The organism is Sphingomonas xinjiangensis (assembly GCF_014199255.1).
GTDB classification, from domain to species: domain Bacteria; phylum Pseudomonadota; class Alphaproteobacteria; order Sphingomonadales; family Sphingomonadaceae; genus Sphingomonas; species Sphingomonas xinjiangensis.
In genome coordinates this window covers 41,548-60,704 of sequence record NZ_JACIJF010000015.1, presented here as the reverse complement: position 1 = coordinate 60,704, position 19,157 = coordinate 41,548, and the positions used below count along the sequence as shown (strand labels likewise).

Here is a 19,157-nt window from a genome sequence, read left to right as displayed (position 1 = left end):
GAGAGGGGCCGGGCGGCAGGGTACTGTGGGTCGCACTCGGGAGAGCATCAATGGCGAAGAACAGAGTGCCACGACATGTCGGGTTCATACCTGATGGGAACAGGCGCTGGGCGTCCAGTGGCGGCCTTCCCAAGCAGGATGGCTATGCGCACGGCATCGAGCCGGGATTGCTCCTGTTCGAGCAGTGCAAGCGCCTGTCGATCGAAGAGGCGTCGATCTACTGCTACACAAAGGACAACATGAAGCGGCCTTCAGCCCAGCAGCAAGGCTTTATCGACGCTTCGGTTGCGTTCGCTCGCGAGATCGCGGCGCGCGGTGCGGCGGTGCTTGTCGTGGGCGACGAAACCTCCTCCAAGTTCCCTCGTGAGTTGCTCGAGTTCCGACAACGCCGCGGCACCGGGATGAAGGTAAACCTCCTGATGAACTATGGCTGGGAGTGGGACCTTGCCGGGATCAAGAACGGCGGCTTGCGCTCGCAGGAGGTATCACGCTTGGACCTGATCGTTCGTTGGGGCGGCGGACGACGCTTGAGCGGCTTTCTGCCCGTGCAGTCGGTGTACGCCGATTTCTTCATCCGAGATGAATTCTGGCCCGACTTCGAGCCCGACCATTTTGATCAGGCGCTCGCCTGGTACAGGCAGCAAGATCAAACGCTCGGAGGGTGAGAACAGCCGGCTGCTGTCCAGCAGCGCTGCCACCGACGAGATCAGTCCTGACAAACCGCCCTTGCGGCGTACGACAAGGACGCATTTGCCACCTTCTGCCTGGTTAAGCAGGGCACGCTTCGCCGGGGAGGGAGAAACTTCAAGCATGGCAGATGGTTGGTAGCCACATGCCGATCACCTTCGACAATAGCTATGCCCGGCTACCCCCACGCTTCTTTGCGCCGGCACACCCGCTACGAAGCCCGTCGCCAACCCTGATCCGGATCAACGCGGCACTCGCGGTCGAACTCGGCTTCGACCCCGAATGGCTGGGGAGCACGGCGGGCCTCGATATGCTTTCCGGCCGCTCCATCGCGGAAGGGGCGGAGCCTATTGCCCAGGCCTATGCGGGGCACCAGTTCGGCAATCTCGTGCCGCAGCTCGGCGATGGACGCGCCATCCTGCTGGGCGAAGTGATTGATGGCGCGGGACGGCGTCGCGATGTTCAACTGAAGGGCGCGGGGCGTACCGCATTCTCGCGCGGCGGAGACGGTCGGGCGGCCCTTGGACCCGTACTCCGCGAGTATCTCGTCAGCGAGGCTATGGCAGCGCTGGGGGTCCCGACGACCCGTGCGCTCGCGGCCGTGACCACAGGGGAGCCGGTCGTCCGGGAGACCGTCTTGCCTGGAGCCATGCTGACCCGTGTTGCCTCGAGCCACATTCGTGTCGGCACCTTCCAGTACTTCGCTGCACGCGAGGATGTGGAGGCAATTCGGCTGCTGGCCGACCACGTGATCGTGCGCCACTATCCCGCAGCAGCAACGGAAGAGCGGCCCTACCGAGCGCTCCTGGACGCCGTCATCAACGCCCAGGCGCACCTTGTCGCGCGCTGGTTGCTGCTCGGGTTCATTCATGGCGTGATGAACACCGACAACATGTCGGTCGCTGGCGAGACAATCGATTATGGGCCTTGCGCCTTCATGGACGCCTATGATCCCGCGACCGTGTTCAGCTCGATCGATCGAACGGGGCGCTATGCCTATGGCAACCAGCCGCGGATCGCCCACTGGAACCTCACGCGCCTTGCCGAAGCGCTTCTGCCGCTTCTCGACGAGGATCAGGACGCTGCGGTGGAGGAAGCGCAGGACGCGCTCGGCGGGTATGGCTCCTTGTTCGAGCAGGCATATTTCGGCGGCCTGCGTAGAAAGATAGGGCTAATGTCCGAAGAGCGGGGAGACGTCGAGCTGATCAACACGCTCCTGACGCGCATGACCGAGAACGAGGTCGACTTCACGCTGTCGTTCCGCGCCCTGGGGCGCGCTGCGCTTGGCGAGGACGAACCCGCACGCGCGCTATTCATCGATCCCACGGCCTTCGATGCTTGGACGTCCGAGTGGCGCTCTCGCCTGTCCCGCGACGGTCAAGACGCCGAAGCTCGCCGGAGGGCGATGGAACAGGTGAATCCCGCCTTCATTCCGCGCAACCACCACGTAGAGGCGATGATTGCGGCCGCAGTCGAGCGGCAGGACTTCTCGCGCTTCGACCGAATGCTCGATGTGCTCTCGCGACCCTATGAGGATCAACCCGGCGCCGAGGATCTCGCCACGCCACCGCAGCCCCACGAGCGGGTGGCGGCGACCTTTTGTGGAACCTGAGCGGTGACGGGTCAGCACGGGGCGTTTGCACTCGTGCGCTTCCGAAGCGCCGGCGCAGCAATGACATCGTTGGGCCCAATTGAGGACGCGGATATGAGCTTGCATCGCTTTGCAAAGAACGGCGACCTCGACAACAGCGCCGAAGCGCTTGCGGGCGAGTCTGTGTCGATCGCCGCTGATTTGCCCCGGAGCCGGTCATGAACCATGTCGCGCTGCTTGGAGATTCGATCTTCGACAACGGCGTCTATGTCACCCCGGACCCGGACGTCAGCCAGCAGCTGCGCGTTCAACTGGGCAGGGATTGGAGAGTCAGCCTCCTGGCGGTGGATGGCCATGTTACCAGAGATGTTCGGGAGCGTCAGGTCGGCCGTGTGCCGACGGACGTGAGCCATATCGTCATTTCGGCAGGCGGAAATGATGCCCTCGGACATGCCTCGATTTTGAGCCAGGTGGCAAGGTCGGTCGCGGAGGCTGTGGGCAAACTGGCCGATGCACAGGCCCGCTTTGCGCGATCCTATGAGGAGATGGTGGACGCCGTCCTCACGCTCAGTCGGCCGACGGCCGTCTGCACCATCTACGACGCAAACTATCCCGAACCGCAGCGCCGGCTGGTCGTCTCCGCGCTGAGCCTGTTCAATGATGTCATCACCCGCGTCGCGTTCGCGCGTGGGTTGAATGTCGTCGATCTGCGTCTGATCTGCGATGATCCTGAGGACTATGCTAACCCGATCGAGCCCTCCGCTCGAGGGGGCGAGAAGATTGCCACGGCGATCTCCGGCCTGGTCCGCGCCACTCCCAGCGTGCGTTCCTCGGTCTGGGCGTGAGATGGGGAATGCTGACGAAAGCCTGAGGCTGTCGAAGACCCTGTCTTACTGGCTGCGTCACCAGCCAGGCGCCGGCTCGCTCGTGCTTGACCAACAGGGCTGGGCGGAGGTCGATGCGGTGCTTGCCGCGCTTGACCGGATCGGGGTTGATAGGGCAGCGGAACGACTGCGTTCCGTCGTGGCGGCCAACGACAAGCAGCGCTTCGAGCTCAGTCCGGACGGCCGCCGTATTCGCGCCCGGCAGGGTCACTCAGTGGCGGTCCAACTCGATTGGCCGGTGCGAGTACCGCCCGACCTGCTTTATCACGGAACGGCCGCGCGAGCCTTGCCGGCCATCCTCGACCAGGGGCTGCACTCGATGCGGCGGCACCATGTTCATCTCTCGCGCAACGTGGAAAGTGCGAGCCTGGTGGGCGCAAGGCACGGAACCCCGGTGGTCCTCGCGGTACGCGCGGCGCAGCTTCACGCGTGCGGGAGGCGCTTCTATCTGACAGCCAACGGCATTTGGCTCACCGACACAGTTCCGCCCGGATATTTGGAACTGGTCTAGCCCCGTAGCGCGGGAGATTGGCGCCACGGTCTCATGGGAGTGGTGTGACAGCGCGAGTCTCCGCCGCGAACAGCACCGCGTCGAACTGCGTCGACAGTTGCGCGCGGGCGTAGACGGCCTCAGGATTAGCAGCATCGAAGACGGCGCCGACCATGCGTTGCGGGCGCCATTCCGCAAAGGCTGCGGTTGAGCCAGGGAGCATCAGGAGCGTACGCGCTCCACCAGCGCGATAAAGCAGGCCTTCGGCGCTGTTGCGGGCAGCAGGGGTTAGCCGAAAGATTTGACCTGGCCGGTTCCATGCCGAAGCGGCCATGAACGTGCCCGAGTGCGTCAGGAGGCCGAGGCTAAACACCTGCCGCGCGTCCCCGTGACGAAGCAGGTCGGCTAGGGTCGTCTCGCCTTGGTCTACCAGCGTGGTACTAGCTGCTTTTGCAGCATGGCTGTTATGGGTCCACACGACGATGCGCGCCGGATGGTGCCGGGCGCTCGTTGCGTGCTGCGCGACGCGCTCAATTACCCCCGCCATTGCGCGCTCGCGCACGTTCCATGAATAGGATCCGGCGAAGGCAGCGCGAAAATAGGCTTCGCCATCGACGACCGCCGCAGCGGCCTGCCTCGCCTCGAAGTGCGCTTCGCTTGCGGCTAGGTCTATCGCGGAGGGAGTGGCCGTCACGGCGTCCAGGAGGCTTTGCGCTGCAGCGGCGCAGGACCGTGCTGGCTTCCGCGCCGCAGTTCCGTACGCTTCGGTGCTGCGCCGATGGGGCGCGAAGCACTTCGCCGCGGCGTCAGCGGCAGCTAGCGACCTGCCTCCGTGGACGCGCAGGAATGCGCGGCCGCGGTCCAGCGCGCCATAAAGATCGTAGACGTCCATGCCATACAGGCCGATGCGCGCGCTTTCGGGTCGGCGCAGGTTTGTCGCCCGCAGGCGCTCGACGAACTCGGCGAGCTCTTGATTGCGCCACATCCACCGCGGGAAGCGACGAAAGTCGGACAGGGCGACGGCTGCAGACGGATCGGGACCGATGCCGCGCACGTAGCGGTTCGCCCGCGCAACCTCTGTTCCGTCGGCCTCGATCACCACGGCGGCGGTGCGAGCGTCTTGGGCCAGGCCCTCGGTGATGCGCGCGCGCTCAGTGTAGAACTCACTCGTCCCGTGCGTCGCCTCGCCGAGCAGGACCACGTCCGCCGCCGCTGCAGCCAAAATAGCAGCTTGGTCCGGATCTTCGCGCCCAGTCTCAGGCCTCAGTGGGGTTGGCATCGCCGCCATCAAAAATCCGGCAAGCAGGATCCCGGCACCGGTCGTTGGCAGTACCGCCAGCAAGCGCCGGCGTTTGGAGGCGCGGGGCCGAAGAGCGACAGGGAACATGGCAGGTCAGGACCTCAGTCGCAGAATCACTTGACCGGCCCCGCGCGCTGAACGTGTCAGTGCCCCCCGGACGCAGTGTTGCCCGTTCCGGCGCCAGCCGTCGAGGCGCCGCCTGTGCCGACGCTGCCGACGCTCGCGCCGGGACCACCGCCGGGCAGGGTTCCGCCCGGCTGGAGTCCGCTTGAAAGTCCGTTGCCCGTCAGCGACGTCGTACCGTCTTTCAATTTGGCGCTTTCATTTGCCTTTGCGGGCGAGTCTGCGTTGGTGTCGTGGTGAGCCATAGGACCTCTCCGAAATGCTGTTCGACGAGCGAAGGCGACGCTCGAAAGTTCCGGCAAGGCGTTGATCCGAGGCGAAGATGGGTTCGGCGGAAGGGTCATCATTATGGTATTGAAAGAGCCTGTGAGCTTGGTCGTTTGCCTGCTTGCGCTCGTGTTCCTGATGCTGGGCGGCCTGTTCGTGGCGACGCCTGCTCCGGCAGCCTGGATCTATGGCCTGCCATCCCGCGATCCAGCTGCGCTGTTCTATGTTCGTGCAATCGGCTTCCGCGATATCGCGCTCGCTGCCTATCTGCTCGGTTTGACGCTCACACGGCAGCGGCGCGCCCTATCTATCGTGCTGACCGTCACGATTATCATCCCGACCGGCGACCTACTGCTGCTCGCTTCTTCGGGGGCTGGTGGGGCTACTTCCTACTTGCTGCACGGCACGAGCTTGCTTTGCTTCTCGGCGTTGGTGCTCTGGACCCGTCAAGTTCTTCAGGTTTCTGCGCGGCAATAGAAGCTGCCGGCGTGGCCGCGCTACGCCGCTCTGCAGTGCCGAGTCGCTCTGCGGGTATGTCTATCCAGGTGAGGATCGGCTGAAGCTGTTTTGGAGCATGCTATCGGCCTGCTTCGGCGGACTTGAGTCCCCCTATCAAAGGGTCCTTGGGAACCTGTGGCCGTACGGCGGATGTCGCTTTGGCTTGGGTCGCGTCGCGGCCGGGTGTTTCCTCGGTCCTGATGGGCGCGAGCCAACCGGAGCAAGTAACCGAGAACGCGGCGTCACTGGACATCGTTCTTGCGCCAGAGCACCAGGCGGGGCTCGATGCCGCGGGGGTGCCACCTGCGCTAAATCCCTACTTTATCTTCCAGCTCCCCTGGTCGCAGATCTTCGGCAGCAGCCAGGTCCAAAAATGGGAGCGCTAAACCGGCGAAGATGAACGGATGTCAGCTGGTCACAGCTGCCTGACGGGTCTTGAGCGACCGGAACTGGGTCTTTCCGACAAGCCAGCTAGCTGACCAAGCGGCTTTCTTCTACAAACTTGCCAGCGAAGGGCTCGGTCAAGCTTGAATGGTAGCTTCTAGCTTCAGGTCTGCAGAATTCAGCCAGGATCAGCGTGGTTCATCCGCGCCTGAAACAGCTTGCCGCCTTCTATGATGAAGATGAGCAGCAGAACGACCAAGCCGATTGCGAGGTAACCAATTGCAAGCGGCAGCGTGGTGCCAGAGTAGGACTGACCGATCACAGAAGCGACGAGTACCGCCCCTATGCTGGTGATGAAACCCTGCACGGAAGATGCGGTACCTGCAATATGGCCTACCGGATCCATTGCCATAGCTCCGAAGTTGGCGCCACACAGGCCAATGCAAGTCATGCTGAGCGCCTGGAAAACGACGTAGCTCGTCAGCGTCTCCGTGCTCGTCAGCGCCACCAACAAATGCACAATCGAGAGGCCAATGAGAGCTACAACGGCAGACTGCGAGATCATTCTGGTCCCGAGCCGCTCAACCAGCCTGCTATTGGCAAATGAAGCAAAGCCCATCGCGCCGGCGCATACCGCGAAGAGTATGGTGAAGCTATCCCCAGCACCGAACTCATCTACGAAGATTTGCTGAGATGAGGAGACAAACGCAATTATGCCGCCAAACGTGAGCGATGCAGCCGCGGAGTAGCCAACCGAGAAGCGGTTGGTGAGTGTCAGGCGATAGCTCCGCTTCAGGGTCGATATCGAAATCGAGACGCGTCGCCCCGCGGGCAGCGTCTCAGGCAAACGCATCAAGGTCCACGCCAGCACAAAGGCTGCGAACATGCCAAGGGCATAGAAAATAAAGCGCCAAGGTCCGAGCTCAAGCAAACCCTGGCCAAGCGTCGGGGCAAGAATGGGTACGATGAAGAAGATCATTTGAGCAATCGACATAGTTCGTGCCATCGCGCGCCCCGATGCACCATCGCGCACGATTGCCACCGCTAGAACTCGCGTAGAAGCTGACATCAGCCCTTGCAGCAAGCGAGCACCAAGGAGCGCAGCAAACGTTGCCGAACTCGCGGCGAAGATGCTGGCTGCGACGAAGCCGACAAGCGTCGTTATGAGTATTGGCTTGCGGCCAAAGCGATCTGCAAGGGGGCCGTATACAAGCTGCCCGGCACCGAATCCGAGCATGTAAACGGTTATCACCCACTGCCGATGGTTAGCTTCGCTAACGCGGAGGTCTCGGCCGATATCCGCGAGTGCTGGTAGCATCAGGTCAACACCCAAAGCATTGACGCCCATCAACGCAGCGATGAACGCTACGAACTCGCGCGGGTGCATGCCGCTAGGTGTAGGATTAGACGCCATCGCTCGCGTATCGGGGTCGGCGACGATCGGCGCAAGGCGAAGGGTTTGGGCGATCGCCGTCCAACGCGACCTTTCGATTGATTGCAGCGAGCCGCTTCCTCGTGGCCTCTGAACAGTTGATCGATCGAACACCCATGTGATCACTGACCGTCGTCAGGGCTACCCGACGACGCGGCGGCGCGATCGGCCAATCGTTCCTTGGTGGGCCGTAGCGGAAGGGGCTCTTTAAAGGTCAGCGTTCGGTTCGGGAACGGGATCTCGACACCGCCTTCGTCGAGAGCTCGCTTGATCGAGCGCACAACGGCATCCCGAGACCGGTGGGCCTCATAAGGCTTCGAGCCTGCCCACCAGCGAACGAGGAAGGTTATGGCGCTATCGCCGAATTCCCTCGCGAAGACGTCGATCCGTCGCTCTGCATCAACCCACTGTGCAGAACGTACGGCAGCTTCGATGATTGCTGCTGCTTCATCCAGATCTGCGTCGTACGAAACGCCAACTTCGACCTGATGACGGCGCTTGCTGTCGTCGGTGAGGATCTTCACGGGATTCTTGAAGAGGTAGGCATTTGGAACGAGCACAAGCTCATTGCTCAAGTGCCGAAGGTGGGTGTCGCGGAGCGTGATATGCTCGACCTTGCCTTCCACGTCCTGACACTCGATCATGTCCCCGATACGCATCTTCCGGCGTAGCATGATCAGAACGCCCGCCAGGAAATTTTCGAAGATGTCCTTGAAGGCGAAGCCAACCGCCACCGAACCCAGGCCTAGCACGGCCAAGAGGTTTGCCGGGGTCACCCCGGGGAGCACGATGGAGCTGGCGATCATCATGCCGATGAGCCAGATCAGAACGTTGACCAGCGTCTCGGCAAGGTTCACGAGCGTGCCGCGGACATGAGTGCGCCCAAGTAGACGATCAGCGATGCGCCGCGCGAACTTGGCCGCCACCCAAGTCACGAGGAGGACGAGCAGTCCAATCGCCAGCTGAGGCGTGATGCGGATAAAGTCCGCGAGCATTTCGCGAAGGCGATCGCCGAGAATATTGATCAGGTTCATCTCTGCTCCATCGCTCGCCCTGGCTCAACTGCTGCCAGCGAAACGAGTTGCGCAGGATTCACGCAAGGCGAGCCGCACTCGGCGCTCTACCTCAGCGTGGATTGAAGCTCTCGGGGAGCCAACATGCGCATGTTCGGGAACCGGGGAGGCCGTGAAGCCTTGAAGTGCTGAGGGAGCGAGCATGCGCGTCAATGAATTGATGAGCCGCGACGTGGAATTTGTCGTGGCGACCGACACCGTGCAGGAGGCAGCTTCGTTGATGGGCGAGATCGACGTTGGTGCATTGCCGGTTGGAACCCCGGAACGTCCCGAAGGGGTGATAACGAGCCGAGATCTCGTCTTTCGCGTCTGCGCACGCGGTTTGGATCCAGCACAGACCCTCGTTCGAGAAGTCATGAGCTCCTCCGTACATGCCTGCCGTGAGGATGATGACGTGAGCGCGGCATTAGATCTGATGGCGGCTTTCCACGTCCGCCGGTTGTTCGTTAAGAGCGACGAAGGCGTCGTTGTTGGATGGGTCACCCTGAGCGACCTTGCCCGCAGACTGTTGGTCGACAGCGAGCTGGTGCAGCGCGGCCTGGACGATCTAACCCGGTCGACCAGCTAATCCTTTCCTGCCGCCACCTCCGTTGAAGCGTTGACGCGCAGGACTACATCCTGCGCCACGCCCAGCCGCGCAGCCAGGTAGGCTAGATAGGCTCTATTCACTTCGCTCAGATGGCCGATCGTCGCCGCAGATACAGCGTATACGCGTTCGGCGATCTCCGGGCTTTCGACACGTCGCGCTATGTCTTCCAGCGCGGGAGGTGTGTCGATCGCGCGCAACAGGGAGTGCCGGAGCTCGTCATCGTCGATGCCGCGCTCAGCAATCGAGACCAGCCGCCGCCGCTCGTCATCGCCGAGCACGCCGTCGGCATGTCCCGCTGCCATCATTGCCCGCAACAAGAGGGCTGCGTCGCCCGGCGCAAGGCCTCCCAGTTCCGTGGGGTTGGATTGCATGAGCTGGAGGCGATTTCGCAGGTGCCCGTTCAACACCTTGCTGGCGAGTGCGCCGTCTACTGCCGCGCGCCGCAGCGCCGGAGAATTAGCAGGTGAGGATGGCTTCTCCGATCCTCGATCCTCAACCAAACGGGACGCCGTTTCGAGCACCCAGTCGGGGTTTGCCACGCCGTCGGACGTGCGTCGGATATCGGTCATGTCAGGCGGGCGTGCCAGCGACGGTGATCGCGGCCTGGATCTGTTCCAACAGGCGGGAGAAATCTACTGGCTTTGGATGATAATCGGTACAGCCCGCGGCGATCGCCTTATCCCGGTCGCCGGCCATGGCATGGGCGGTCAGCGCGATAATCGGCACATGGGAGGTCCGCGCATTGCTGCGTAACGCACGAACCGCAGAATAGCCGTCCAGAACCGGAAGATTGACGTCCATCAGGATCAGATCCGGGTGCTCCGCCAGCGCCTTGTCGACGCCTTCCTGACCGTCAAAGGCAAGGGATACCTCGTACCCCTTTCGCTTGAGGCGCCGGGACAGGAAATCCCAGATTTCCTCATGATCTTCAACCAGCAACAACCGGGCCATCATTGTCTCCTTCTGGGGCCAAGGGAAGGGCCGCCAGCATTTCCTTCAACTCATCGACCAGCGCTTCCACGTCGGCCGCCACCATCAATTCCGCGTCGGCGGCGTCGACCGCCGCTCTAGCTTCTGGTTCAAGATCATCGGCGAGCACCACGATTGGGACGTCGGAGCCAAGTTGGCGCCGAACGCGGGGCAAGGTGCTTGCGATATCTATGCCCCGTCCATTCTCGATCAAGACAAGCTCGGGCTCGGGCCGGTCCGTCAGCGAAGAAAGCGCTTCGGAGGGTAGCACCTCCAAAGCCCAGCCTTCCTTCTTGAATGTCTCCATCAGCATAGTTGCAAGCGCTTCATCACCGCTCGCGAGCACCGCCCGGTGATGTCCGGAACTACGTACCTTCGCCAGGATCGATTTCAGACGCGTCCAATCGACTGGTTTTGGAAGATGATCCATAGCTCCCAGGGAGAGCGAAAGCCGCTTCTCGCGGCTGGATGTGACCATGACCACGGGGATGTCGGCGAGTGCAGCGTCCGCCTTCAATGCTCCCAGGACCGACCAACCATCCACCTGCGGCATCAACACGTCTAGAATGATCGCAGCCGGGCGCTGGCTGCGGGCAGCGGCCAAGCCCTGGGCGCCGTCCGCGGCGGTGACGACGTGAAAGCCTTCTCGCCGCAGAAAACGGCCCAGGAGTTCGCGCATCGGCGCTTCATCGTCGATCACCAGAATGGTGATCTGGCCGGAACTCGCCGACCCCGGGCTGGACCATTCGACAGGCGGATGGCTTTCCAGCGGAACTTCAAGCGTGAAGGTGGACCCTTCTCCGGCTTCGCTCTCCACGGCCACGCTGCCACCCAGGAGGTCAGCAAAGGCGCGGGTAAGCGCCAGTCCCAGCCCGCTACCACCATAGCGGCGCGTGACGGAGTTGTCCGCCTGCACGAACCGCTCGAACAGCTTTCCGCGCTGCTCTTCCGTCATGCCGATGCCCGTATCGGCGACGGTGAACACGATCGACTCCGCTGTCCGGTTAGCGCCGACGGTGATCACGCCGTTCTCGGTGAACTTCGCGGCGTTGCTCACGAGATTGAACAAGCATTGCCGCAGCTTGACCAAGTCGGAGCCTATCTCCCCAAGCGGCTGCGCGACATCGATGACCAGCCGGTTACCATTGCGGTTGACCAGCGCGGCCGCGGTGTCCGCAACCGTCTGGACCAGCGCATCTACATCGACGCGCTCGATATACAGCTCATCACGACCAGCCTCGAGCTTCGAAAGATCTAGCACCGCGTTGATCAGATCCAGAAGATGGCGGGCGTTGGTCGTGATCTTCTTTAGATCCTGCTGGACCTCAGCGGGGTCCATCTCTTTACTCTCGTCCTGCAACATCTCGGCGTAGCCGATCACCGCCGAAAGCGGCGTACGAAGCTCATGGCTCATGTTCGCGATGAACTGGCTCTTGGCGAGCGTAGCCTGCTCGGCTTCTTCCTTTGCAGCGATCAATGCGCGCTCGCCCGACTTGCGCGCGCTGATGTCGGTGTGGACACCGACCCACTCGACCACGTCGCCCTGATCGTCGCGGACCGGCACGGCCCGAGCCAGCATGTCTACATAGACGCCGTCGTGACGAAGAACGCGGTGCTCGACCTCATAGGGTTGAAGCGTAGCCCTGGCCGCTGTCCAGGCCGCTGCGGTTCCCTCACGATCCTCGGGATGGATCATCTGGAGCCACCCTCTTCCCGACATGACTTGCAAGGGCTGGCCGGTGAAGATTTCCCAGCTGGGCTGGTTCTCGATGAACTCACCCTCGGGATCGGTCCACCACACGATAGCTGCGGTTGCCTCCATTAAGGAGCGGAAGCGGGCCTGGCTTGCATGCGCTTGCCGCTCCGCGGCACGGATCTCCGCGCGCGCCTGCGCATAGATGCGGCCGCGCCATGTCGCGCCGGCTGCAATCGCGGTGCCTAGTAGCCCGGCACCGATCCGGAGGTTGCGCTTGTAGGATGTCATCGCTTGCACAACGCGTGCGGGGCGCTTCGGTGGCACGGCCTGATGTCGATGCGGAGGAACGGGGCCGCATCCGCTCCGTTCTGCAGGAAAGGGGACCATCGTGACACTGGATCAGGCACTGTCTTTCGGCATCATCGGGTCGGTCGTGGTGCTGTTGATCTGGGACAAGCTTCGCTACGATGTGGTTGCCCTTTTGGCCCTGCTGACGTCGGTTGCCGCGGGCCTTGTGGCGGCAGGGGATGCATTCTCAGGTTTCTCCGACGACATCGTCCTGATCATCGCGTCTGCTTTGGTCGTGAGTGCTGGCGTCGCCCGCTCGGGCCTGGTGGACATGCTCATCCGGCCGTTTGCTGCGAAGCTGAACACACCCGGCAAACAGGTTGCCGTGCTTGGCGGCACAGTTGCCGTCCTCTCCGCCTTCATGAAGAATATCGGCGCACTCGCCATCTTCCTGCCGATCGCCCAGCAGCTCTCCCGCCGCCACGGGACGAAGAGCCATCTCGTGCTCATGCCGCTTGCCTTCGCATCCTTAATGGGTGGGCTCATGACGCTGGTGGGGACGTCCCCGAACCTGATGGTCAGCCGCGTCCGGGAAGAAATGGGTGGTGAGCCATTCTCCATGTTCGACTATCTTCCGGTGGGACTGGGGATCACGCTGGCAGGCATGCTGTTCCTGTCTGTGGGCTGGCGCTTGCTGCCGGCAGATCGCCAGGGAGCTAGGTCCGCCGAGGATGCCTTCGCTGTTGAAGACTATGTGTCAGAACTCGTTCTGCCTGAAACCTCCGATTATGTCGGGCGTAAGATCGTAGAACTGGAGAAGCTGGCCTCCGGGGAAGTGCGCGTCGTGGGATTGATCCGTGAGGATTATCGCCGCCTTATTCCCGACCAGGATTGGAAGATCCACGGCAACGACATCCTCCTGATCGAAGGCGACGCGCCTGCGTTGCAGCGCGTCATCGTTGCGGCAGGGCTTATGCCCGCCTCCGCTGGCGCCGTGACCGCAGACGACGTGGCGATTGCGGAGGCCGTCGTGCAAAAGGGATCGCCGCTGATCGGCCAGACCCCAGCCGGAGTCCGCATGGGCGAGCGATTTGCTCTGGAAATGCTTGCGGTCAGTCGCAGCGGACATCGCTTCCGCCGGCGGCTCTCGCGCGTGTCGATGCGCGAAGGCGACGTACTTCTGCTGAGGGCTCAGTCTACGGGATTGGGTGATCGGCTATCGTCCGCGGGGCTCTTCCCGCTTGCAGAACGGCGCCTTCAGATCGGGCGCCGGCGGCCGCTGTGGGTGCCCGTGGCGGTGCTGGCTGCCACGATCGCTTCGCTCGGGCTTCAGCTCGCGCCAGTGGGTTTGACGTTTCTGGGCGCAGCGGTGGCGATGATCATTTCAGGGGTGCTCAAGCCGGACGAAGCCTACGAAGCCATTGAATGGCCGATCCTTGTGCTGATAGGCGCGCTCATTCCCGTGAGTGAAACGCTTGAAACCACCGGAGGCACCGATTTAATCGCCAGTGGTCTGTCCAGTGTCGCAGCCGGACTGCCATCCTTCGCGACGATAGCCTTGGTCATGGCCGCTGCGATGGCGGTCACGCCATTTCTGAACAATGCCGCTACTGTTCTCGTGATGGCACCGATCGGGGCGGCCCTTGCAACAAAGCTTGGCATGCGTCCGGATGCGCTTCTCATGGCTGTCGCCGTGGGCGCAGGTAGCGACTTCCTCACGCCGATAGGGCACCAATGCAATACACTGGTGATGGGCCCTGGCGGTTATCGCTTCGCCGACTATCCGCGGCTTGGCATTCCCCTATCTTTGATGATTGTGGTGCTCGGCACGGCACTCATCATGTATTTCTGGCCGGTCTGACGTCGGCTTGGCCATGAACTTCGGTCTGGAAACTTCCCAAGGCCGCTTCCGCACCCACTTCGAGAGGGCTAGGCGGCCTATCCGGATTGATGAAAGCAGCCGTCGCGTTGACATGGACAAGTGTCTGAACCTGGGGAGCTGGATGTGGCGCCCTGAATGGCCGATGTGGGTCTTGATGCCAACTCAGAACGCCAAAGCAGGTGATGGGCAACCCTGCCGCTTCATGAAGGTTGCAAGCGGTGTCGGTCCGCCGAGGGGTCTGCGTCGCGAGTGGGTGAGTTCACGTGGTATGCTTGCTCGAACATCAAGTTGCTGAACGGGGAGTGAAAAGGCTGACCTGCAGGCATCCTTATAGCTCCACGGATCGTTAACTCGTTCTCCCCAGCGTCACGACGATCGCGGCACGACAAGATCGAGCCTGCGCGCACTCCCGCTTCGACGAAGACAGGTCCCCCCTGAACCATGATACACAGTGAAGCTTCGGCGGCCGGCGGGGGCCACGTTCCCGGGAGCGCGCCTCGTGACCTTCGGGAGATCGCGCGGCATCTTGCCACTTTTCGCCAGCCCAGCAACTTGCGCGGGCTCTATGAAATTGCCGTAAGCGTCATGCCAATGGCGCTGCTGTGGTTGCTGATGTGGCGTTCGCTGCACATCCATTACGCGATGACGCTGCTCCTGGCACTTCCCGCGGCAGGCTTTCTGCTGCGCCTGTTCTTGATCCAGCACGATTGCGGGCACGGTGCGTTTTTTAGGGGCCGGCGCGCGAATGACTGGGTGGGCCGCTGCATCGGCGTGCTGACGCTGAGCCCTTATAATCTGTGGCGTCGGGGGCACGCGACACACCATGCGGGAACAGGCAATCTCGATCGGCGTGGCACGGGCGACGTCGACACGCTCACTGTTTGCGAGTTCAGGAAGCTCGGCTTCTGGGGTCAACTCCGCTACCGGTTGTATCGAAATCCTGCGGTGATGTTTGGGCTCGGCCCGGCGTGGCTGTTTTTCTTACGGTATCGGCTACCGCTCGGTCACATGCGCGAGGGTTGGCGCCCTTGGGCCAGCGCTATAGGGACGAACTGTGCGATCGCACTTGTCTCGACGGGCCTGATCCTCTTGGTGGGGTTGCAAGCTTTTCTCCTGATTCAACTACCGATCACCCTAATCGCAGCCTCCGCTGGCGTATGGCTGTTCTACGTTCAGCACCAGTTTGAGCAGACGCATTGGAGCAAAGACACTGACTGGGCCTTCCACGAAGCTGCGTTACTCGGAAGCTCTCATTATGCGCTGCCTGGCGTGTTGCGCTGGTTCACCGCAAACATTGGCATGCACCACATTCATCACCTCTGCAGTAACATCCCGTTTTACCGACTTTCTGCAGCGCTTGAGGCGCGCCCCGAGCTTGCGGACATCAACCGTCTGACAGTCCGTGAAAGCTTACGGTCGGTAAGGCTCGTTCTGTGGGATGAGGCGGCTGGTCGCTTGATCTCGTTCCGAGAAGCCCGCGTGAGCGGAGGCGGCCGGCGTTGAAAAGGCATCAATTCGCACAAGCTCGTTGCGAAATTGCTCCCTTCACCATGCGGGCTTGACCCAGAGCCGGTGGGACCGCTTTAACTGGTACGGCTGCCCATCGATCCTTCCTGGCTGGACCCGGAGCTTCGCGATACTAAACGACGTTCAGCCCGATGGTGCCGATCGATAGCGATCCAGCCTTGATCCGACGGACAACATGCATGCCCGCAGTGTGTCCGGCCGCCCAACGCGCTTCGATTGTCGGAGCAGAGAAGTCGAGCGCCTTGCCTGCTACCTCGTTGTCCTGCTCGGTATACGCCACCCGCACCAACGACATTTGTATGTCGTCGCGACCGGCATAAGCCTCCTGCCACCTTGCGATCGTTCGGCGGGACTGGGCGGCGAAGATCAAGTCCTGCATGCGAGTGGCAGCCTCCCCGAGAGTGGTTGGCAGCGGCTGGCAAAGCGGAAGGAGATCGACGGCGATGCACAACGTCGGTCGTGCCGGCGGGTGAGACAGAACGGGATCCAACGGCAGGTTCGCCGACAGCCCGCCATCGACCATCCACCGCCCGCCGACTTCGACCGCGGGAAAGGCGACCGGCAAAGCGGCACTGGCGCGGACATGATCCGGCTCGATCCGCTCGCGCTGGTTGTCAAAGACGACATCGTTCCCGGTTTCGAGGTCGACAGCGGTGGCATTGAAGCGGCAAGGCCCGGTGTTCAGGCGATCAAAGTCGATCAATCGGGCAAGCTCGGCACCGAGCTGGTTGGTTTCGAAGATCGCCGGCTTGTCGTCGGTCCATGGCATGAGCGAAGAGAGAAGCGGGCCGAAGATGCCGGATCGGCCTGCCGCGGCGGTCCAGGCCACTGCCGTCGTTCGTCGGCTGTTTTCGAACACAGAGGGCATCCGGGACGTATCGATCCCCATCAACGCCAACATGCTAGGTCGCCAGAATTTACGCAGCGTGGCGATCCTGCGGTCTGGCGCAGACCCGACGATAAGGGCTCCATTGATCGCTCCGATCGATGCCCCGACGATCCAGTCTGGCTCGAGGCCGTGCTCGTGCAGCGTCTCGTAGACGCCGGCTTCGAACGCGCCGAGCGCATTGCCCCCGCTCAGCACAAGCACGATGCCAAAGTCGCGCTCGGTCCCCGCTTCGGCCATGTCGGTCGTCATCGGCGTGTCCGCGTCATGTGCCTGCCGATGGCCAGAACTGCCCCGCCGCCCAGCATGCCGAGCACGAGCAGTGGCGAAGCTGCCTTCTGGATCTGCAACGCGATGCTCGATTGCCGCGCGTGTACATCTTGGCTCCCGCGGAGGGCGTCGGCACGAGGATGGTGGAGGTTGTCGCGCCTGGCAGGGTCTCCGGCATCGTCCGGCTTCTGCTGGGCTTTGGTGCCAATCGCCTCCATCACGGCGTCGGTCAGCCGCGGTGCCGCCTGCGACAATATGGAGGAGAGTAGTCCGCCACCCCCGGCATAGAGCGTGCGTCGTGGATGAACGCAGGAGAACAGCACGGCATCGGCGACCACCTGAGGCGCGTAGAGCGGCGGCGGCAGGCGCGGGGGCTGATCCATGAAGTTGCGAGCATGTTCGGGGAAGGGCGTATCGATTGCTCCTGGTTTGACCAAAGTCACCGAAATGCCGGCGTTCTCCCGATCCAATTCCATCCGCAGCGTGTCGGTGAGTGCCTGCACCGCGTGTTTCGTCGCGCAATATGGCCCCTGTTGCAGGATCGCGCGGTCGCCGAGGATCGATCCGACGTTGACGATGGCGCCCCCACCGCGCTCCCGCAGATGGTGGGCGGCTACCAGCGAGCCGTGGAGGACACCGAAGTAGTTGACGTCGAAGACCCGGCGGTGGTCGGCGACGGGAACCTGTTCGAGCGTGCCGTAGGTGCCGATGCCGGCATTGTTGATCCAGCTGTCCAACCCGCCGAACGCCTCTATGGCAACCTCAACAACCCGCTCGACTGCCGCCAAGTCGCTCACGTCCGCCACACACGTCGCGATGCGCGCGCCCCTCGCGGAAAGCCGGGCGCGAAGTGCCTCCAGCGCCGCCTCGTTGCGGGCGACTGCGACGCAGGCTGCACCGCGAGAAGCTGCTGCTTCCACCGTAGCCAGGCCGTTCCCGCTGGTCGCGCCGGTCACCACGATCACTTGCTTGCGGAGAGGTTTCAGTTTGATCGCCATGTTTGTTTCCTCAACCGGCTGCTTGCAGGGTCTGGCGCAGGATGTCGGCCGAGGCGAGCAGTGCAGTCTGCTCGTCGGCGGCAAGAGCCGGAGTTAGAATGCGCAGGACGCCCCCCGCGCCGATGAGGCAAGGCAGGCTCAGGTAGATGCCCTCGATCCCGTACTGCCCACGCAGCATGGTCGAGACCGGCAGTATCACGCGCTCGTCGCGGTGGATCGCCTCGCAGATCCGGGCGATGGCTGTGGCCACCCCGAAGGAGGTGTACCCCTTGCCTTCGGCGATGGTGTACCCCGCGCGCATGACGTCGTGGGCGATTGCCGGACGATCGAAGCTCTGCCCCGCCAGATAGGTTTCGAGTTCCATGCCGCCGATGCGCACGGTCGAATAGGCCATGACTTCGCTGTCGCCATGTTCGCCGAGCACCAAGGCCTCCAGAGCGCCCGGTGCGACCGAAAGCTGGTCCGCGATGCGCTTCCTGAACCGGTTGCTGTCCAGCAGCGTGCCCGTGCCAATCACGCGCTCTGAGGGTAGTCCCGACATCGCCTGCGCCACCTGGGTCATCACGTCGGCCGGGTTGGACGCGACCACAAGGATACCGTCGAAACCTGCCTCCATTGCCTGGCGAACGCAGTCCCGTACGATCACTGCGCTTTTGCCTGCAATCGCAGTGCGCGGCTCGCCGGCCTTGGTTGCGGCACCCGCGGTGATGACGAGGATGCTGGCGTCGGTGACATCGGCATAGTCACCGGCCCAGATACGCACGGGCTGCGCGATCGCGTTGGCATCCGCAATATCGGTGGCTTCGGCTGCAGCCCGCTCCGGCGTTTGATCTATAAGAACGATCTCGGCGAACAGGCCGCGCAGCATCAATGCATACGCGGCGGTGGCACCGACATTACCGGCGCCGACAATGGCTATGCGGGACGTTGTGGCCATGATTAGCCCTTCTAAAAAGAGTGCGAACGCCCAAAGCCGCCGCTTTGGCTCTTAATGGCTCAACGACCAAGGCCGCGACAAAGGCGCGATCTTTTTTTGCCCGTGGGCGCAATCCTGATGCGGCTATCCGCGGCACGCGGCAGTGATGTCTGAGCCGCGCCGAAGCACGCATCTACAAGGAAGCCGCTCCATGTTCATTGGAAGCGTCCCTGTCCATCTAGTCATCTGGTGCGGGCGCGCTGATGGGCCATCAAAGTGGGAGCAGGTTCGCGCCGACATTCGCTCTGAAGCGGCTGCGCCGTCCCGATCAGGAAGCTTGAGGTATGGCGGGTGAGTGATGTGCCGCCGTCTTGTATTCGCGATGCATTGTCGCTGGGCGGACCGAC

General features: G+C 62.6%; 19 protein-coding genes. 9 read left to right on the top strand and 10 right to left on the bottom strand.

What is annotated here, in order from left to right; all coding sequences use genetic code 11:
- Positions 1-50: 50 nt before the first annotated feature.
- The 4 genes from FHT02_RS17350 (at position 51) to FHT02_RS17335 (ending at position 3,673) form a co-directional block, all read left to right on the top strand.
- Positions 51-665 (top strand): undecaprenyl diphosphate synthase family protein, encoded by a 615-nt coding sequence (locus FHT02_RS17350; RefSeq protein ID WP_184090664.1) that lies wholly within the window; start codon positions 51-53, stop codon positions 663-665.
- 167 nt (positions 666-832) lie between these two features.
- The gene (locus tag FHT02_RS17345; protein ID WP_184090703.1) at positions 833-2,299 is read left to right on the top strand and encodes a protein adenylyltransferase SelO; all 1,467 of its coding nucleotides are present in this window, start codon (positions 833-835) and stop codon (positions 2,297-2,299) included.
- A 197-nt stretch (positions 2,300-2,496) separates the two neighbouring features.
- Positions 2,497-3,123, top strand: a complete 627-nt coding sequence (locus FHT02_RS17340; protein ID WP_184090661.1) for an SGNH/GDSL hydrolase family protein — start codon at positions 2,497-2,499, stop codon at positions 3,121-3,123.
- Positions 3,017-3,673, top strand: coding sequence for an RNA 2'-phosphotransferase (locus tag FHT02_RS17335; RefSeq protein WP_425506455.1), 657 nt, complete (start codon positions 3,017-3,019; stop codon positions 3,671-3,673). The genes FHT02_RS17340 and FHT02_RS17335 overlap by 107 nt, the downstream gene beginning before the upstream one ends.
- Positions 3,674-3,704: 31 nt before the next feature.
- On the opposite strand, the gene FHT02_RS17330 is transcribed toward FHT02_RS17335, so the two are convergent.
- Together FHT02_RS17330 and FHT02_RS17325 are read right to left on the bottom strand one after the other, a co-directional pair.
- Positions 3,705-4,940 (bottom strand): erythromycin esterase family protein, encoded by a 1,236-nt coding sequence (locus FHT02_RS17330; RefSeq protein WP_184090655.1) that lies wholly within the window; start codon positions 4,938-4,940, stop codon positions 3,705-3,707.
- Positions 4,941-5,095: 155 nt separating this feature from the next.
- Positions 5,096-5,320: a hypothetical protein gene (locus FHT02_RS17325; protein WP_184090652.1), complete on the bottom strand. Its 225-nt coding sequence runs from the start codon at positions 5,318-5,320 to the stop codon at positions 5,096-5,098.
- 103 nt (positions 5,321-5,423) lie between these two features.
- Between FHT02_RS17325 and FHT02_RS17320 the strand changes: the two genes are divergently transcribed.
- Both FHT02_RS17320 and FHT02_RS17315 read left to right on the top strand, forming a co-directional pair.
- Positions 5,424-5,819 (top strand): DUF4267 domain-containing protein, encoded by a 396-nt coding sequence (locus FHT02_RS17320; RefSeq protein WP_184090649.1) that lies wholly within the window; start codon positions 5,424-5,426, stop codon positions 5,817-5,819.
- Positions 5,820-5,941: 122 nt separating this feature from the next.
- A complete protein-coding gene (locus FHT02_RS17315) occupies positions 5,942-6,226 on the top strand; it encodes an aldo/keto reductase (protein WP_184090646.1) in 285 nt (94 codons plus the stop codon).
- Between the two features lie 176 nt (positions 6,227-6,402).
- Here the strand turns inward: FHT02_RS17315 and FHT02_RS17310 are convergent, their stop codons facing one another.
- Positions 6,403-7,611, bottom strand: coding sequence for a multidrug effflux MFS transporter (locus FHT02_RS17310; RefSeq protein WP_184090700.1), 1,209 nt, complete (start codon positions 7,609-7,611; stop codon positions 6,403-6,405).
- A gap of 167 nt (positions 7,612-7,778) precedes the next feature.
- On the bottom strand, positions 7,779-8,690 hold the full coding sequence (locus tag FHT02_RS17305) for a mechanosensitive ion channel family protein (RefSeq protein WP_184090643.1): 912 nt from the start codon (positions 8,688-8,690) through the stop codon (positions 7,779-7,781).
- Positions 8,691-8,871: 181 nt separating this feature from the next.
- On the opposite strand from FHT02_RS17305, the gene FHT02_RS17300 reads away from it, so the two are divergent.
- The gene (locus FHT02_RS17300; protein WP_184090640.1) at positions 8,872-9,297 is read left to right on the top strand and encodes a CBS domain-containing protein; all 426 of its coding nucleotides are present in this window, start codon (positions 8,872-8,874) and stop codon (positions 9,295-9,297) included.
- On the opposite strand, the gene FHT02_RS17295 is transcribed toward FHT02_RS17300, so the two are convergent.
- Genes FHT02_RS17295 through FHT02_RS17285 form a run of 3 tightly spaced genes read right to left on the bottom strand, consistent with a single transcriptional unit; the run spans position 9,294 to position 12,271 of the window.
- Positions 9,294-9,887, bottom strand: coding sequence for a DUF533 domain-containing protein (locus tag FHT02_RS17295; protein WP_184090636.1), 594 nt, complete (start codon positions 9,885-9,887; stop codon positions 9,294-9,296). The two genes, FHT02_RS17300 and FHT02_RS17295, sit on opposite strands and share 4 nt — an antisense overlap.
- A 1-nt stretch (position 9,888) precedes the next feature.
- Positions 9,889-10,269, bottom strand: a complete 381-nt coding sequence (locus FHT02_RS17290; protein ID WP_184090633.1) for a response regulator — start codon at positions 10,267-10,269, stop codon at positions 9,889-9,891.
- Positions 10,247-12,271, bottom strand: a complete 2,025-nt coding sequence (locus FHT02_RS17285) for a PAS domain-containing hybrid sensor histidine kinase/response regulator (protein WP_184090630.1) — start codon at positions 12,269-12,271, stop codon at positions 10,247-10,249. The genes FHT02_RS17290 and FHT02_RS17285 overlap by 23 nt, the downstream gene beginning before the upstream one ends.
- Before the next feature lie 100 nt (positions 12,272-12,371).
- Here FHT02_RS17285 and FHT02_RS17280 point away from each other — a divergent pair, with 100 nt between their 5' ends.
- Positions 12,372-14,132, top strand: a complete 1,761-nt coding sequence (locus FHT02_RS17280; RefSeq protein WP_184090628.1) for a sodium:proton antiporter — start codon at positions 12,372-12,374, stop codon at positions 14,130-14,132.
- Positions 14,133-14,705: 573 nt separating this feature from the next.
- On the top strand, positions 14,706-15,656 hold the full coding sequence (locus FHT02_RS17275) for a fatty acid desaturase (RefSeq protein ID WP_246352491.1): 951 nt from the start codon (positions 14,706-14,708) through the stop codon (positions 15,654-15,656).
- A 136-nt stretch (positions 15,657-15,792) separates the two neighbouring features.
- Here the strand turns inward: FHT02_RS17275 and FHT02_RS17270 are convergent, their stop codons facing one another.
- The 3 genes from FHT02_RS17270 to FHT02_RS17260 are packed head-to-tail and all read right to left on the bottom strand — an operon-like array spanning position 15,793 to position 18,771.
- Entirely contained in the window at positions 15,793-16,818 is a 1,026-nt protein-coding gene (locus tag FHT02_RS17270) for a patatin-like phospholipase family protein (protein ID WP_184090622.1), read from the bottom strand.
- The gene (locus tag FHT02_RS17265) at positions 16,815-17,834 is read right to left on the bottom strand and encodes an SDR family oxidoreductase (RefSeq protein WP_184090619.1); all 1,020 of its coding nucleotides are present in this window, start codon (positions 17,832-17,834) and stop codon (positions 16,815-16,817) included. Before FHT02_RS17265 ends, FHT02_RS17270 begins: the two co-directional genes overlap by 4 nt.
- 10 nt (positions 17,835-17,844) lie before the next feature.
- The gene (locus tag FHT02_RS17260; RefSeq protein ID WP_184090616.1) at positions 17,845-18,771 is read right to left on the bottom strand and encodes an L-lactate dehydrogenase; all 927 of its coding nucleotides are present in this window, start codon (positions 18,769-18,771) and stop codon (positions 17,845-17,847) included.
- Between the last annotated feature and the right edge of the window lie 386 nt (positions 18,772-19,157).

What these genes read in the sequence shown, in the direction of transcription:
- FHT02_RS17295 (WP_184090636.1), bottom strand. Translation starts at nt 9,887, where the DNA reads ATGACCGATATCCGACGCACGTCCGACGGCGTGGCAAACCCCGACTGG.
- FHT02_RS17340 (WP_184090661.1), top strand. Translation starts at nt 2,497, where the DNA reads ATGAACCATGTCGCGCTGCTTGGAGATTCGATCTTCGACAACGGCGTC.
- FHT02_RS17320 (WP_184090649.1), top strand. Translation starts at nt 5,424, where the DNA reads ATGGTATTGAAAGAGCCTGTGAGCTTGGTCGTTTGCCTGCTTGCGCTC.
- FHT02_RS17310 (WP_184090700.1), bottom strand. Translation starts at nt 7,611, where the DNA reads ATGCACCCGCGCGAGTTCGTAGCGTTCATCGCTGCGTTGATGGGCGTC.
- FHT02_RS17265 (WP_184090619.1), bottom strand. Translation starts at nt 17,834, where the DNA reads ATGGCGATCAAACTGAAACCTCTCCGCAAGCAAGTGATCGTGGTGACC.
- FHT02_RS17305 (WP_184090643.1), bottom strand. Translation starts at nt 8,690, where the DNA reads ATGAACCTGATCAATATTCTCGGCGATCGCCTTCGCGAAATGCTCGCG.
- FHT02_RS17290 (WP_184090633.1), bottom strand. Translation starts at nt 10,269, where the DNA reads ATGGCCCGGTTGTTGCTGGTTGAAGATCATGAGGAAATCTGGGATTTC.
- FHT02_RS17335 (WP_425506455.1), top strand. Translation starts at nt 3,017, where the DNA reads ATGCTAACCCGATCGAGCCCTCCGCTCGAGGGGGCGAGAAGATTGCCA.
- FHT02_RS17260 (WP_184090616.1), bottom strand. Translation starts at nt 18,771, where the DNA reads ATGGCCACAACGTCCCGCATAGCCATTGTCGGCGCCGGTAATGTCGGT.
- FHT02_RS17300 (WP_184090640.1), top strand. Translation starts at nt 8,872, where the DNA reads ATGCGCGTCAATGAATTGATGAGCCGCGACGTGGAATTTGTCGTGGCG.
- FHT02_RS17325 (WP_184090652.1), bottom strand. Translation starts at nt 5,320, where the DNA reads ATGGCTCACCACGACACCAACGCAGACTCGCCCGCAAAGGCAAATGAA.
- FHT02_RS17350 (WP_184090664.1), top strand. Translation starts at nt 51, where the DNA reads ATGGCGAAGAACAGAGTGCCACGACATGTCGGGTTCATACCTGATGGG.
- FHT02_RS17270 (WP_184090622.1), bottom strand. Translation starts at nt 16,818, where the DNA reads ATGACGACCGACATGGCCGAAGCGGGGACCGAGCGCGACTTTGGCATC.
- FHT02_RS17330 (WP_184090655.1), bottom strand. Translation starts at nt 4,940, where the DNA reads ATGGCGGCGATGCCAACCCCACTGAGGCCTGAGACTGGGCGCGAAGAT.
- FHT02_RS17285 (WP_184090630.1), bottom strand. Translation starts at nt 12,271, where the DNA reads ATGACATCCTACAAGCGCAACCTCCGGATCGGTGCCGGGCTACTAGGC.
- FHT02_RS17345 (WP_184090703.1), top strand. Translation starts at nt 833, where the DNA reads ATGCCGATCACCTTCGACAATAGCTATGCCCGGCTACCCCCACGCTTC.